This is a genomic window from Leucobacter luti (assembly GCF_019464495.1).
GTDB classification, from domain to species: Bacteria; Actinomycetota; Actinomycetes; order Actinomycetales; family Microbacteriaceae; genus Leucobacter; species Leucobacter luti_A.
In genome coordinates, this window is sequence record NZ_CP080492.1 from 2079364 (window position 1) to 2094157 (window position 14794).

The 14794-nt window shown below is 66.0% G+C and carries 13 protein-coding genes and 1 pseudogene; 13 read left to right on the forward strand and 1 reads right to left on the reverse strand.

Going from position 1 to position 14794, the window contains the following annotated elements:
- Positions 1-5 precede the first annotated feature (5 nt).
- Positions 6-893, reverse strand: coding sequence for a sugar phosphate isomerase/epimerase family protein (locus K1X41_RS09375; RefSeq protein ID WP_220174444.1), 888 nt, complete (start codon positions 891-893; stop codon positions 6-8).
- A 125-nt stretch (positions 894-1018) separates the two neighbouring features.
- Between K1X41_RS09375 and K1X41_RS15670 the strand changes: the two are divergent.
- From K1X41_RS15670 to K1X41_RS09435, 13 genes and pseudogenes are all read left to right on the forward strand, one after another.
- A pseudogene (locus K1X41_RS15670) lies at positions 1019-1330 on the forward strand (aldehyde dehydrogenase family protein); the annotation flags it as partial.
- 94 nt (positions 1331-1424) lie between these two features.
- The gene (locus K1X41_RS09380) at positions 1425-2447 is read left to right on the forward strand and encodes an aldehyde dehydrogenase family protein (RefSeq protein ID WP_258566418.1); all 1023 of its coding nucleotides are present in this window, start codon (positions 1425-1427) and stop codon (positions 2445-2447) included.
- Between the two features lie 47 nt (positions 2448-2494).
- The gene (iolD, locus tag K1X41_RS09385) at positions 2495-4450 is read left to right on the forward strand and encodes a 3D-(3,5/4)-trihydroxycyclohexane-1,2-dione acylhydrolase (decyclizing) (RefSeq protein WP_220174445.1); all 1956 of its coding nucleotides are present in this window, start codon (positions 2495-2497) and stop codon (positions 4448-4450) included.
- A complete protein-coding gene (locus K1X41_RS09390; protein ID WP_132205471.1) occupies positions 4447-5256 on the forward strand; it encodes an HpcH/HpaI aldolase family protein in 810 nt (269 codons plus the stop codon). The genes iolD and K1X41_RS09390 overlap by 4 nt, the downstream gene beginning before the upstream one ends.
- Positions 5253-6200, forward strand: coding sequence for an NAD(P)-dependent oxidoreductase (locus tag K1X41_RS09395; protein ID WP_258566419.1), 948 nt, complete (start codon positions 5253-5255; stop codon positions 6198-6200). Before K1X41_RS09390 ends, K1X41_RS09395 begins: the two co-directional genes overlap by 4 nt.
- A gap of 80 nt (positions 6201-6280) precedes the next feature.
- Positions 6281-7273: a substrate-binding domain-containing protein gene (locus tag K1X41_RS09400; RefSeq protein ID WP_132205469.1), complete on the forward strand. Its 993-nt coding sequence runs from the start codon at positions 6281-6283 to the stop codon at positions 7271-7273.
- Between the two features lie 22 nt (positions 7274-7295).
- Positions 7296-8342: an ABC transporter permease gene (locus K1X41_RS09405; protein WP_132205467.1), complete on the forward strand. Its 1047-nt coding sequence runs from the start codon at positions 7296-7298 to the stop codon at positions 8340-8342.
- Positions 8339-9256: an ATP-binding cassette domain-containing protein gene (locus K1X41_RS09410; RefSeq protein ID WP_132205465.1), complete on the forward strand. Its 918-nt coding sequence runs from the start codon at positions 8339-8341 to the stop codon at positions 9254-9256. Before K1X41_RS09405 ends, K1X41_RS09410 begins: the two co-directional genes overlap by 4 nt.
- Before the next feature lie 164 nt (positions 9257-9420).
- Positions 9421-10605, forward strand: coding sequence for an MFS transporter (locus K1X41_RS09415; RefSeq protein WP_133616371.1), 1185 nt, complete (start codon positions 9421-9423; stop codon positions 10603-10605).
- A gap of 119 nt (positions 10606-10724) precedes the next feature.
- The gene (locus K1X41_RS09420) at positions 10725-11966 is read left to right on the forward strand and encodes a Gfo/Idh/MocA family protein (protein ID WP_220174446.1); all 1242 of its coding nucleotides are present in this window, start codon (positions 10725-10727) and stop codon (positions 11964-11966) included.
- 69 nt (positions 11967-12035) lie between these two features.
- Positions 12036-12905: a sugar phosphate isomerase/epimerase family protein gene (locus K1X41_RS09425; protein WP_133616372.1), complete on the forward strand. Its 870-nt coding sequence runs from the start codon at positions 12036-12038 to the stop codon at positions 12903-12905.
- Positions 12902-13924 (forward strand): Gfo/Idh/MocA family protein, encoded by a 1023-nt coding sequence (locus tag K1X41_RS09430; protein ID WP_220174447.1) that lies wholly within the window; start codon positions 12902-12904, stop codon positions 13922-13924. Before K1X41_RS09425 ends, K1X41_RS09430 begins: the two co-directional genes overlap by 4 nt.
- A complete protein-coding gene (locus K1X41_RS09435; protein ID WP_220174448.1) occupies positions 13908-14759 on the forward strand; it encodes an SDR family oxidoreductase in 852 nt (283 codons plus the stop codon). The genes K1X41_RS09430 and K1X41_RS09435 overlap by 17 nt, the downstream gene beginning before the upstream one ends.
- Positions 14760-14794 lie beyond the last annotated feature (35 nt).

Here is a 14794-nt window from a genome sequence, read left to right on the forward strand (position 1 = left end):
GCCTGCTATGCCGACGCAGTAAGCCGACGATCAGCCTCCGCGAAGCAGGCGAGGGTCGCTTCCCGCGCCTCGGCGAGGCCGCGCTCCAGCGGAAGCGAGCGGTGCCGATCGGAGAGCATCTCGACGCCCCACATCCCCGTGAACCCAGCCGCGCGGACCGCGTTGATGAACTCCGGCACGTCGAACGAGCCGGTGCCTGGCAGCAAACGCCTCTGCACGGTGTCCTCGAATAGCGTGCCGATCGGTGCGGCAGCGGCGTCATTGAGCTCAACAGAAAATAGGTACTCGCTCGGGAGTGACTCGGCGATCATGGTGTAGTCGGTTCCTGGGCGTGCGACGTGCCAAATATCGACGCAGAGCCCGCCTGCGGGGTTCGCGACCTGGGTGACGAGGTCAATTCCGGCCTTGAGTGAGTCGCCGTAGCTCGCGAACGGCAAGAACTCGAAGGCAACGCGGGTCCCGTGCTCGGCCGCCTCAGTGGCGAGGGCATCGAAGCTTGCCGCGAAGCGGTCTGGATCCACTGCCCGCGAGCTCGTTTCAGGACCGATCTTGATGGTCTGTGCTCCGAGTGCCTCAGCTGCGGTGAGGAGTTCGCGGCGTATCCGGTCTGATTCAGGCCGGCGCTCGTCTTCGGTCCACCAGTCCTCGATGAGCTCAAGTTCGAGCTGTGTGATCCCGTGATCTGCCAGTATGCCGCGGAGTTCGGTGAGTGTGCCCCGTTCAAGATACGCAGCGAGATCGGAGTGTACGACGCCGAAGCCACGCCAGCCGCCGGCCGCGGCGGCCGCGATCCGGTCCTTGAGTCGGAGTGGGCTGCGACCAGTGCCTGGGCCAGGCATTGCCGTGCCTGCGGAGGTCCAACAGGTAGCCATCAATTCGGGTGGCGTGGTCATGCGGCTCCTTTGCGTCGCGGTGCATTCCGGCGGAATCTACACACCATAGCGGCTCGGGGTTGACCTGGGTCAAGCCATGTGCTTATGATTTGGACCGGTCCAACCTGGAAACAAGGAGGCGTCGAATGAAGAAGTTCGACCTGTTGATTGGCGGCGAGTGGCGCGAGAGCGCCGACCGAGCTCGCGGCCAGATCCGTTCACCATTCGACGGCAGCGCCGTCGGCGACATTGCGGTAGCGGGCGCGGCCGACGTCGAACTCGCCCTCTCCGCAGCCGAGCATGGCGCCGCGCTGTGGCGTCGCACCCCCGGCCACGAGCGGGCGGCAATTCTGAATCGCGCCGCGGTCCTCGCTGATGAGCGCGCGGACGAACTCGCAGCCATCATCTCGGCCGAGAACGGCAAACCGCTTGCTGAGGCGCTCGGCGAAGCGCGTCGCTCGGGCGCGATCATTCGCCTCTCGGCTCACGAGGGCACCCAGCTGTACGGCGAGCCTGCCGCTCGACGCAAACCCAGGTACGGGGCAGGACAAGGTGGGCTTTACGCTGCGCCAGCCTGTCGGGATCGTCGTCGCCATCACCCCGTTCAACTACCCCGCGTTGCTGGTGCTCCACAAGGTTGGCCCGGCCCTGGCGTCCGGCAACGCGGTCATTCTCAAACCCGCGAGTGCAACTCCGCTCACAGCGCTCGCCCTCGCCCAGATTTTCGTCGACGCCGGTGTGCCAGCTGGCGTGCTCTCGGTGCTCACCGGATCCGGCGGCGTGCTCGGCGATGCGCTCGTGGCAGATCCGCGCGTGCGCAAGGTCTCATTCACCGGCTCGACGGGAGTCGGCGAGCGGATCTCCTCGCTCGCCGGCATCACGAAGCTCTCACTCGAGCTCGGTGCATCATCACCGACTCTCGTGCTGCCTGGCGCTGACCTCGAGCAGGCCGCGGCAGCCGTCGCGGCAGGCGGGTACGTCAACGGCGGACAGGTGTGCATCTCGGTGCAGCGCGTGATCCTGCACCGCGATATAGAGGCCGATTTCCTCGCCGCCCTGCAGCCAAAGGTCGAGGCGATTCGCATGGGTGATCCCTTCGCTGCGGGAACCACGCTCGGCCCACTCATCTCCGAGCGTGAAGCGGAGCGCGTCGCCACGAGTATCACGCGCGCCGTGTCTGAGGGGGCCCAGCTGCTCACCGGAGGCGAGCGAGACGGAGCGTTCGTCTCACCCGCCATCGTCACCGGTGTCGACACGCGCCAGGCCTTCGCTCAGGAGGAGCTCTTCGGGCCAGCCGTCGCCGTCACCACCGTCGCCGATTTTGACGCCGCAATTGCCGCAGCAAACGGCACGCCGTATGGCCTCGCGGCGGGCGTATTTGGCGGCACGCTTGCGGAGGGCGTACGCGCCATGCGTGAGATCGATGCCGGCAGCATTCACCTCGGCTGGACCCCGCTGTGGCGTGCTGACCTGATGCCCTACGGGGGGTTCAAGGCCAGCGGCTACGGCAAAGAGGGTGTGCGCTCAACCGTTGCGGAGATGACGGAGGTCAAAACCGTCATCCTCCACGGCTGACGTCAGCCATCGATCACTTCACGAAGCAGCAAGGGAGCTCAAAGATCATGGTTCTGGGAACCTCAGAGAAGACCGTCCGGCTCACCGTCGGGCAGGCAATCGTGCGCTACATTGCGGCGCAGCACTCGGTCGCCGACGGCGTGCGCGAGCGCTTTGTTCCGGCCGCGCTCGGTATCTTCGGCCACGGAAACGTCGCCGGCCTGGGCCAAGCACTCGCCGAGCACACCGCGACGCTGCCGTTTGTGCAGGGCCGCAACGAGCAGGCGCTCGGGCACATGGCTACAGGGTTCGCGAAGGCCTCGCGTCGACGCAGGACGCTCGCCGTCACTGCGTCGGTCGGCCCCGGCGCGACGAACCTCGTCACGGCTGCAGCCCTCGCCACAGTGAACCGGCTCCCGCTGTTGCTGTTGCTCGGAGACACCTACGCGACCCGGCGCCAGGGCCCCGTGCTTCAGCAGCTCGATGTGCCGGGAACTCCCGACGTCACCGCGAACGATTCCTTCCGCCCGGTCTCGCGCTTCTTTGACCGGGTGACCAGGCCTGAGCAGCTGCTCACTGCGCTGCCGCAGGCCTTCCGTGTGCTCGCGAATCCCGAGGAGACTGGCGCCGCCGTGCTGGCCCTCCCGCAAGACGTGCAGTCGCACGCCTATGACTTCCCCGTCGAGTTCTTCGCGGAGCGTGACTGGGTGATCCGCCGCCGAGAGCCCGCTGCCAGCGAGGTCGCCGCGGTGGCAGATCTGATTCGTGCAGCTGAGCGGCCGCTCGTCATTGCTGGCGGCGGCGTGATGTACTCCGACGCGCAGGCAGAGCTGACGGAACTGGGCAGGCAGACGCTGCTCCCGATCAGCGAGACCTTTGCGGGGAAGGGCGCGGTTACGGAGGATGGTCCGTGGAGCGTCTTCGGGGTGGGGCTGGAAGGGTCGCCGAGCACGAACCGGCTCGTCGAGCGTGCTGACCTCATCGTGCACGTGGGCACACGGCTCACCGACTTCGCGACGGCATCGCAGTCGATCTTCGCGAACCCCCGTGTGCGCTTCGCTTCGATCAACGTGGTCGAGCACGACGCGGTGAAACAGGGCGCCACCGCGGTGATCTCCGACGCACAGCTCGCGCTCACAGCACTCGCCGCAGCGCTGGGCGACTACCGAGTGCCAGCGGGCTGGGGCGAGGATGTGGTCGCTGCCCGCGCGGCATGGGTGCCCGTGCGCGACGCCGCGCTGGATCCGGATGTCCGGTTCCCTCGCGAAGATTTCCCGGAGCTTCCCGTGACCGACGCCGTGCTCACACAAGGTCAGCTCATCGGGCTGCTGCAGGAGCACGCACGCGCTGGCGACACGATCGTCGCGGCGGCTGGCGGGCCCCCCGGTGACCTGCAGAAGGTGTGGGATGCGACTGGCGGCCGCGCCGCCCACCTCGAATTCGGCTTCTCCTGCATGGGCTACGAGCTGCCGGCTGCGATGGGGACGCGGCTCGCGGATCCGGATCCCCACCATCGCGTCACCGCATTCATCGGCGATGGCACCTTCATCATGATGCCGACCGAAATCGTGACTGCGGCGCAGGAGGGCATCCCGTTCACGGTGGTGATCTCGGAAAACCACGGCTACCAGGTGATCCGGCGGCTGCAGATGTGGCGCACCGGCGAGCAGTTCGGGAACGAGTTCCGCTACCGCGAGGGGGAAGTGCCGGCCGGGCTTGCGAATTCGCGGGCTGAGGGTCTGGCAGGAGACTACCTCCGGATCGATCTCGTGCAGATTGCCGCAGGTCTCGGCGCTGAGGTGCGCAGGCCGATGACCGCGGATGAGGTGCGCGGTGCGTTGAATGAAACGCGCGATATCCGTGGCCCGGTCGTGATTGTCGTACCGACGATTCCCCACGCCGATCTGCCATCCTCTGACGTGTGGTGGGATGTCTCACCGGCCGAAGTGTACGAGCGCGTTGACACCTCTGAGAAGCTCGCCGAGTACGGTCTCGGTCTCGCCCAGCAGCGGTGGCACGGATGAGCGGGCGGGAGACGCGGCAGAGTCAGCCGGGCCCGCTTATCCCGGGCAGGTCGCTGCGACAGCGGTTCCTCGCAGGCGAGCCGACGATCGGCACCTTCCTGGGGCTCGGCTCGGTGGCGGCCGCGGAAGTGTGCGCGGCGGCCGGTCTCGACTGGGTGCTCGTGGATCTCGAACACGGTGGCGGCGCTGAGGGCCAGATCGGTGAGATCGTGGCCGCCGCTGGCGCATACGGTGCGGCGACGCTTGTTCGTGTAGAGCAGCCGGAGCGGATCCGGATCGGTCGTGCGCTTGATGCCGGGGCTGCTGGGATCATGTTTCCGCGTATTTCGAGTGCTGCGGAAGCCGTCGCGGCGCGCACGCACCAGCTCTACCCGCCCGAGGGCGACCGTGGGGTGGCGAGCTACAACCGAGCGGCTCGCTGGGCACTCGACACGCAGGCGTTGGACCACTCGAACGAGCAGACGATCGGGATCGTGCAGATCGAAACCCGCGGTGCCATGGCCGAGCTCGATGCGATCGCAGCGACCCCGGGCGCCGATGTCCTGTTCATCGGGCCGCAGGATCTGAGCTACGCGCTCGGCGTCCCGCGTCAGTTTGATCACCCTGTATTCCAGGCGGCGCTCGATCACGTGCTCGCGGCCTGCCGCACACACGGCAAGGTCGCTGGGATCTTGGCGAACGATCGCGCCGCCATTGAGCGCTACCGCGAGCGCGGTTTTGGCTTCCTCGCTGTGGGCTCAGATGCCACACTGCTCGCGGCCGCAGTGCGTGGCGCGATCCCCGAAGGGCTCGGGGTCCCGTGGTGAGCGCAGGCACGGGAGCTACGACGCCAGGCAGCGCTGCGCGCATCGTTGTGGGGCTTGGCCCCGTCGATGCGGCGCTTGTGCAGCCGCACCTCGGCCCCGATGTGGTGTTCGTGGAGCACCCAACTGCGTCGGACCTCGCCGCCGCAGAGGGGGCCATCGTGCGCGCGGCCGTTGCTGTTGACCGAGACGTGCTCGGCCGTATGCCCGCCCTGCGCGTGATCGCGCGCACCGGTGTCGGCGTTGAGCGCGTGGATCTCGAGGCTGCGCAGGAGCGCGGGATCCTGGTGGCGACGACTCCCGGGAGCAATAGCCGAGCCGTTGCCGAGGGGGCGTTCGCGATGATTGCAGCGCTGGTGAAGCGGGTGCCTGAGTCCAACGCGTTTGTCTCGGACGGGGAGTGGGGTAGCGCTGCGCCGCCCACTCCGGGTGATCTCGGCGGCCTGACGCTCGCGGTGTTGGGCTACGGCAGGATTGGTAGGATCCTGGCCGGCTTTGGCCGCGCATTCGGGATGCGCATCTTGGTGCACGATCCATTCGTGGCCGCAGAAGACGCTGAAAACGTGAGCCTCGTCGAGGCCGTTGCGCGTGCGGACGTCATCAGTCTGCACCTTCCCGGAGGTGGGGGTGAGCTGCTGTCGATCGAGCTCTTGAAGACGGCGCGGCCTGGTCTCGTGCTGGTCAACTGCGCCCGCGCCGATCTCGTGGCGACCGCCACGATCGAGCGCGCACTTGATGCCGGCATTCTTGGCGGGGTTGGGCTTGACGTGTTTGATGAAGAACCCATCACAAGCCATCCCCTGGCGGGTCGGCCTCACGTGCTCCTGAGCCCCCACACCAGCGGACTGTCGGCCGGGGCAACGCGGGAGACGTTCAGAATGGCGGCAGTGGCGATTGCGGAGGCCTTCGGCGGTCGTTATCCAACTTTTACCAGAAACGGTGACTGACGCTCAGAGTTGCGGTACTGTTACACCAAGCGAACAGCTTTGTAACGACATTAGTTCAATTAACACGATGGAGTGAAACTATGTTGAAGTCTCGAATCACACGGTGGAGTCGCGTCGGCGTTGCCGGCTTGGCGGCAACCGGTGCGCTGCTACTGGCAGCCTGCGGAAGTCCTGCCGGTGCTGGCGGCGCAGCGGGCGGCGGCGACGCTGAAGCGCCGCAGACCGAGAAACTGAAGGTCGCGTTGGTCACCCACGCGGCACCGGGCGACACCTTCTGGGACACGATCCGTGCCGGGGCCGAGAACGCGGCCGACCTGAACAATATTGATTTGCTCTACACCTCTGACCCCGATGGAGCGCGCCAGGCGCAGCTCGTGCAGCAGGCGGTTGACCAGGGCGTCGATGGCATTGTCGTCACGCTGGCCAAGGCAGACGCCATGTCCGGCGAAGTCAAGAAGGCCGCCGAGGCCGGGATCCCCGTCTTCAGCATCAACGCTGGCGAGAACGACTTCAAATCGATGGGCGTCCTCGCGCACTTCGGGCAGAACGAGTTCATCGCTGGCCAGGCCGCGGGTGAGCAGCTGAACGAGGCAGGCAAGACGAAGGCTATCTGCGTGATTCAGGAGCAGGGTCACGTGGGCCTGGAAGCCCGTTGCGAGGGTCTCGCTGACACCTTCGAAGGAACTTCTGAGGTGCTGTACGTGCAGGGCACGGACATGACCAACGTTGCGTCGACGATCACGTCGAAGCTGCAGACCAACAAGGACATCGACGCCGTGCTGACGCTCGGCGCTCCCTTCGCCATGACCGCAGTCGACGCGATCAAGGACGCTGGCAGCAGCGCCGCGCTCGCCACAACCGATCTGAACCCGGATGTGTACGCGGCAATCAAGGATGGCACGATGCTGTTCGGCATCGACCAGCAGCCGTTCATGCAGGGCTACCAGTCCGTCGAGGCCGTGCGTCTGTTCAACGAGGGCGGATATGTCCTCGGCGGTGGCCAGGCAGTGCTCACCGGACCCGCAGTAGTGAACGCCGCCAACGCCGAGAGCGTTGCCGCGCAGTTCAAGTAACCCTGCGAGAGAGTTGAAATCAATGTCTACAGTCACAGCGCCGAAGTTCGACGAGCGCGTTGCCACTGGCAACCTCTTCACGCGCTTCTTCTCGAAGCCTGAAGCGGGAGCGAGCACCGCAGCCCTCGTCCTGGCAATCATGTTCGCGGTGGTCGCGCCGCAGTTCACTCAGCCCGATTCGATCGCCACGATCCTCTACGGTGCTTCCACCGTCGGAATCATGGCGGTGGGTGTATCTCTCCTGATGATCGGCGGTGAGGTCGACCTGTCGGCCGGTGTTGGCGTCATCTCGGCAGCGCTGTCCTCGTCACTGTTCATGTACTGGTTCGGCGGCAACGTCTGGGTTGGTGCCACGATCGGCCTGGTGTTCTCACTGCTCGTTGGCTTGCTCAACGGCTGGCTGTTGACGAAAACGAAACTCTCAAGCTTCATCATCACCCTGGCGACGTTCTTCATGTTGACGGGCCTCAACCTGGGTGTGACGCGATTGATCACGGGCGGGGTCGCAGCCCCGTCGATTGCAAACTGGCCCGGCTTCGAATCAGCCGCAGCCGTGTTCGCATCGGACATCCCGGTGTTCGGAGTGAAGGTCAAGATCACGGTCTTTTACTGGATCCTGCTCGTGGCAATCGCGACCTGGGTGCTGAAGCGCACCCGGGTGGGGAACTGGATCTTCGCGAGCGGCGGTGCCCCGGATGCCGCTCGTGCAGTCGGCGTACCAGTGGTGCGCACCAAGATCGGCCTGTACATGGGTGTGAGCTTTTGCGCCTGGCTGCTCGGTATGCACCAGCTGTTCGCCTTCAAGACGGTGCAGTCGGGTGAGGGCATCGGCAACGAGTTCCTCTACATCATCGCGGCCGTTGTCGGCGGCTGCCTCATGACCGGCGGCTACGGCTCAGCCATTGGCGGCGCAATCGGTGCGCTGATCTACGGCATGGCGCTCAAGGGTGTTGTCTACGCTGAGTGGAATCCGGACTGGCTGAAGTTCTTCCTGGGAGCCATGCTCCTCGGCGCAACCGTGCTCAACTTCACGCTGCAGCGACGTGCAGCGCAGGGAGGGAAAAAGTGAACGCCTCAACGGCAATTGCAACGCCGCTCGTAGAGCTGCGTGACGCTGAAAAGCGCTACGGCAACATCATCGCGCTACGAGACGTAAGCCTGAAGGTGAGTTCAGGCGAGGTCATGTGTGTGCTCGGCGACAACGGCGCAGGGAAGTCAACGCTGATCAAGATCATTGCGGGCCTGCACCAGCACACCGGTGGTGAGTTTCTCATCGAGGGTGAAGAGGTGAAGCTGGGATCGCCGCGCGAGGCGCTGAACCGGGGCATCGCGACGGTGTACCAGGATCTCGCGGTCGCTCCGCTGATGCCGGTGTGGCGCAACTTCTTCCTCGGCTCTGAGCAGACGAAGGGCTGGGGGCCGTTCAAGCGCCTGGACATCGATTTCATGCGGAAGACCGCGAAAAAGGAACTGCTCGACATGGGCATTGATCTGCGCGATGTTGATCAGCCGATCGGAACGCTCTCGGGCGGCGAGCGACAGTGCGTCGCGATTGCTCGCGCAGTGTATTTCGGGGCGAAAGTGCTCATCCTGGACGAACCGACAGCGGCGCTCGGTGTGAAGCAGTCGGGTGTGGTGCTGCGCTACATCATCCAGGCGCGGGATCGCGGCCTCGGTGTGGTCTTCATCACGCACAACCCGCACCACGCGTACCCGGTTGGCGATCGATTCTTGCTGCTCAAACGCGGTCAGAGTATTGGCTACCACGAGAAGGCCGACATCACGCTCGAGGAGCTGACCGGTCTGATGGCGGGTGGCGCAGAGCTTGAGCAACTGGTGCATGAGCTGCGTCAGGTGGGTACGAGCACGGACACTGTGCGCACCATCCGCGACGAAATCGAGGACGATGCTGCCGCAGGAGTCGGTCGCGTCACCGTGACCGAGGTGGTCAGCGTCGTGCTTCCTGAGGACGACGAGCGCTAGCGCTTCTCGCAGTATGCAGAGGGGCGCTCTCCAGGCAGGGAGAGCGCCCCTCTGTGTGTCCAGGGCGATGCGCACGAGCGGTGAGCGCGGCGGACAGCAACGGGGGCCATCCCACTGCCAGGCACACGCAGGCAGTGCCTGAAATACATACAAGGGGGAACCGGATGAGCGTCTCGCGCTGGATCCTGATCGCAGCACTCGCGTGCGGCGGGTTCGGTATCGGGGTGAGTGAGTTCCTGGTGATGGGACTCCTCCCGCAGATCGCCGAGGATCTGTTGCCTGAGTTGGTGCGGAGCCACCGCGATGCCGCGCTCGCCGCAACGGGCGGTATGGCTTCCGCATACGCAGCCGGTGTCGCCGTTGGCATCTTCACGACACCGCTGCTGGTCCGCAGGCTCTCGGAGCGCCACGCGCTTCTGGTGTGCGCCGGGAGCATGGTGCTCTGGACGGTGCTCACCGCCCTCGCGCCGACGCTTCCCATCGCACTCGCCCTGCGCTTTCTCTCGGCACTGACCCACGCGAGCTTCATCGGTCTGGGGGCGATGGCGATCGCGCATGTGCTGGGCTCGCGCAGCTACGGCAGGGGCTCCGCGATCGTGCACGGCGGGCTCGCGCTCGCCAATCTTGCCGGAGTACCAGCGCTCACCGCGTTGGGAGCCGTCGTTGACTGGCGCGTGATTCTCGGATCCTGCGCGCTGCTCTTCGCCGCTCCGCTCCTGGCGTTGGTGCTCGTCGATGTGCCAGATGCGGCGCACGGCACGAGCGCGCCGAGCACGGCGCGCGTGCGCACGAAGAATCTGGTCCTGTTGTTTGGTTCCGCGATCGTGGGGGCCGCTGGTGGCTTCACGATTCTCACGTACGTCGCTCCGGTCACGCTCTGGACACGCGGGGACGATACCTGGGTCACCGCGGCGATCGCCATGCTGGCGTTCGGGATCGGAATGAATCTCGGCAATTTGGTGTCGGGGATGCTCGCGGATCGCGCAGCAGGGCTCGCGTTCGGGGGAGCGATCTGCGCAGGTGTGTTCGGTGCCGCGTTGCTGCTCATTCCGGGTGCTGGTGGGGTCATGACGGTCGCCGGGGTGCTCCTCATCGGGGTGCTGCTGGGTGGGCAGGGGCCTGCCGGGCAGGTGCTATATCTCCGAGAGCTCAGCCGGTTCCCTCGGCTTGCGGCGTCGTTGCCCTCTGGCACTGGGAATCTCGGCAGTTTTGCTGGCGCGCTTTTCGGGGCAGGGCTGTTGGCGGGCTTCGGCCCGGGGGTGATTCCGATCGGTGCTGGTGCGTTGCTCATCATCGCGTTGGTCGCGTTTTTTGGCTACACCAGACTGCTGCGATCTCGCGCTCCATGAGCTTGACACTTAAGTCAGTATGTACTTACAATTTGGACCGGTCCATTTCTTGACGGTGGGCTCCGCAACGACGCACCCGGTGCTCGAACGGCCCGACACCTCGACGGAAAGAACTCCTCATGCAGACGAACGAAGACGGCAGCATCACGATCGGCGTAGGCCTCATCAGCGTCGGATGGATGGGGCAGCTCCACAGCCGGGCGTACTCGAATCTGCGCTACGCATATCCGGATCTGAAGCTTCGCCCTCGCCTCGTGCACGCGGCTGATCCAGCCCCCGCGCGCGCCACTGAAGCTCGCGAGGTGCTCGGCTACGAACGCGCGTCGGCGGACTACCAGGACGTGCTCAACGACCCGGAAGTCGACGTTGTCTCGATTTGCGCACCGAACTTCCTCCATGCCGAGATCGGAATCGCGGCGGCGAAGGCGGGCAAGCATTTCTGGATTGAGAAGCCAGTGGGCCGCGGCGAGGCTGAGACCCGCGCCGTCGCCGAGGCAGCTGCCGAGTCGGGAGTCGTCTCGTCGATCGGGTTCAACTACCGGCATGCGCCTGCAATCGAGTACCTGCGAGAGCTCGTAGCGGAGGGCAAGCTCGGTCGAATCACCAACGTGCGCGGCCAAATGTTCGCTGACTACTCAGCGGATCCGCGGGGTGCCCTGTCCTGGCGCTTCGTCCGCGGTCTCGCCGGCACCGGCGTGCTGGGTGATCTCATGGGCCACCTCGTCGACCTCGTGCAGTACACGCTGGGGCCGATTGCAGAGGTCACCGCGGTCACATCGACGGTCTACTCCGAGCGGCCCGAGCTGCCCATGGGAACCGGCACACACTTCGCCGTGATTGAAGACGGAGTGATGAAGCCGGTCGAGAACGAGGACTATGCGGGCATGCTCGTGCGCCTCGCAGATGATGCAGCGGCCGCCGGCGCGGTCGGCACGCTCGAGGCCTCCCGTGTCGCAGTGGGTCCCCGGGCGAGCTACGGCATCGAGGTCTACGGCACCGCAGGATCGGCGCACTGGGACTTCGAACGGCTCAACGAGCTGCACGTCTCGGGCGGACTCGGGGCCGAGTATCCGGGCTACGCCCGCGTCATGGCGCACGCCGGCATGGGGGACTTCAGCCGTTTCCAGCCGGGAGCTGGCACCTCCATGGGCTATGACGATCTCAAGGTGATCGAGGCCAAGAAGTTCTTGCAAGCCGTGCTCGGCCGAGAACAGCTGAACTCGAACATCCAGGACGCGCTCTCTGCCGCCCAGGTAATCACCGCAGCAGAGCGCTCGGCAGAAGGGCGCACCTGGGAAGCCAGCACGGCGGTCGCGGGAACGACCGCCGCTACACGCCACGAGTCGCACACGGAATCCTGATCGGGTCAGCCTGATCGTTCCGAAATCGGTTCCACACCCGCACCCACGCACACGTCCAAAGGAGTCACCATGAACGCACGAATTGCCGCCGCACCCATCAGCTGGGGCGTTATCGAGGTTCCGAACTGGGGGGTGCAGCTGGACCGCGAGCGAGTGCTCGCCGAGATGACCAGCCTGGGCGTGAGCGCGACTGAGTTCGGGCCGGAAGGATTCTTGCCCGATGCTCCTGCCGAGCGCGCGCAGGTGCTCGCCGAGGCCGGACTCACCGCGGTGGGCGGCTTCTTCCCGATCGTGCTGCACGACGCGGACCAGGATCCGCTGCCCGCCATCGAGCGTGAGCTTCAGGCGTATGTCGCCGCAGGGGCTGACACGCTCGTGCTCTCCGCAGTGACCGGCCGCGAAGGCTATGACGGTGTGAGTGAGCTCAGCGAGACCGAGTGGGGCACGCTCGTGAGCAATCTCGATCGGGCACTCGACGCGGCTGCGGCGGTCGGTGTGGTTGCGACGCTGCACCCGCACCTGGGGACCGTTGTCGAGTCGCCTGCCGCTGTCGAACGTGTGCTGAGCGGGTCCCGGATCGGGCTCTGCCTCGACGCCGGGCATTTCACCCTTGGCGGCGGTGATCCAGTGCAACTGGTGCGGGATCACGCCGATCGCATCGTGCACGCGCACCTCAAAGACGTGAGCCGGGATGTCGCTGGGCGCGTTCGTGCCGGAGAGATCAGCTATCGCGACGGCGTGCAGCAGGGCATGTACTGCGCCCTCGGGGAAGGAGATGCGCGCATTCCGGAGATCGTCGCTGCCCTGCGCGATGCCGGGTATGCCGGCTGGTACGTCATCGAGCAGGACACCGTGGTGGAATCCGAAGCAGACGCCGAGCGCGCGCTTGAGAATGCGCGCCGCAGTATCGCGTTCATCCGCGCAGAGGTTGGGGCATGAGTGCCCCACTGCGAATCGGGCTGCTTGGCGCCTCGCGGATCGCTGAGCTCGCGATCATCGAGGCGAGCCGAGACACCGGTGACGTGCGCGCCGCAGTTGCCGCGCGCGATCCTGAGCGCGCCCGGGTCTTCGCCTCCAAGCATGACTTCGAGAGCAGTCACGCCGACTACGAAGCACTGATCGCCGACGAGTCGCTCGATCTGCTCTACATTGGCCTCCCGAACGGGCTGCACGCCGAGTGGACGGTCAAGGCGCTCCGCGCCGGGCGCTCTGTGCTTGTGGAGAAGCCGTTTGCCGCGAACCTCGGTGAGTTCGACGTGGTCGCGGCCGAGCTGGAGCGCGCGAGGGGCTGGGCGTGGGAGGCGTTCCACTACGCTGACCACCCGCTCATGAGCCGTCTCCTCGACGTTGTGCGATCCGGCGAGATCGGGGAGTTGCGCGAGGTGCAGGTGGCGATGCTGATGCCGTCACCGCCAGCGACCGATCCGCGCTGGAACTTCGAGCTCGCGGGCGGCACGATGATGGATCTGGGCTGCTACGCCGTCAACGCGCTGCTGGTGCTCGCTGACGCGCTGGCACTGCCGGTCTCGCTCGCCACCGCGACCGGGGTGCCGCACGAACCAGATGCGCGGCTCGACGCCTCGATCGCGGCAGAGCTGCGTCTGGGCGACGTACCAGCCACACTGCGCGCGAGCATGGTCAGCGCGGAGTGGGAATTCAGCTACCGCGTGATCGGGGAGCGCGGCGAGGTGCGCTCCCCGAACTTCGTGAAGCCGCAAGAGGACGACCGTCTGCTGGTGACGGTCGGCAGCGAGACGCGCGAGGAACGCACTGGCACGATCTCCTCGTATGCGTACCAGCTCCGCCGGATCCGGGAGGCGCTGCACGCTGGTGAGCGCTCAGCAGCGGAACTCGATCGTTCACGCCGCACGATGGAACTCATCGACGCCATCTACACGCTGAGCGGCTTCCCCCTCCGCCCTGGTTCGAAGGAGCTCCACGATGCAGCCACTGCTTGATCAGAAGGTCCTCCTCGTCACCGGTGGCACACAGGGGCTCGGCCGAGCGATCGCTGAGGCGGCGGCCCGCGAGGGTGCCGCCGGCGTCGCCATCGTGGGCCGGACCGCTGAAAAGGCAGAGGTGGCGCTCGTCGCGATCCGTGCTGCCGCGCGCGCTGCTGCCGGTGCTCCCAGTGCTCCTGGTGCTGCCGCGAGTGCTGCGGACGAGACCCCGGCTTTCGAAGCGGTGGCGATCATCGCGGATCTCGCGGTGCCTGGTGAGGCGGAGCGTGTCGTCGCAGAGACCGGCGCGCGCTTCGGCCGCGTCGATAGCCTCGTGAACGCTGCGGGTGCAACCTCTCGCGGCACGCTGCTCGATACGAGCCGCGAGCTGCTGCAGGAGCACCTGAACCTCAACCTCGTCGTGCCGTTCATGACGATGCAGGGTGCGGTCGCGGACATGCGAGAGCGCGGCTCATCAGGCACCATCGTGAACATCATCAGCATGGCGATGCACGGCGGTCAGCCCTACCTCGCGCCATACACTGCCTCGAAGGCAGGCCTTGCCGGGCTCACGAAGAACGTGGCGTTCGCGCATCGCTTCGACCGGATCCGGATCAACGGTCTCAACATCGGTTGGACCGCGACCCCCGGTGAGGCTGCAACGCAGAAGAACTTCCACGGCGCGGCTGACGACTGGCTCGCATCGGCCGAGGCGGCCCAACCCATGGGCAAGCTTGGGCGACCGGATGAGATTGCCGATGCGGTCGTCTTCTTGCTCAGCGAGCGCAGCGGCGTCGTTACCGGCTCCATTATCGACTGGGATCAGAACGTTCCCGGCGCCTACGACCAGTAGATCATCCCCCGAACGCGGGCTTCCCGCACTCACTG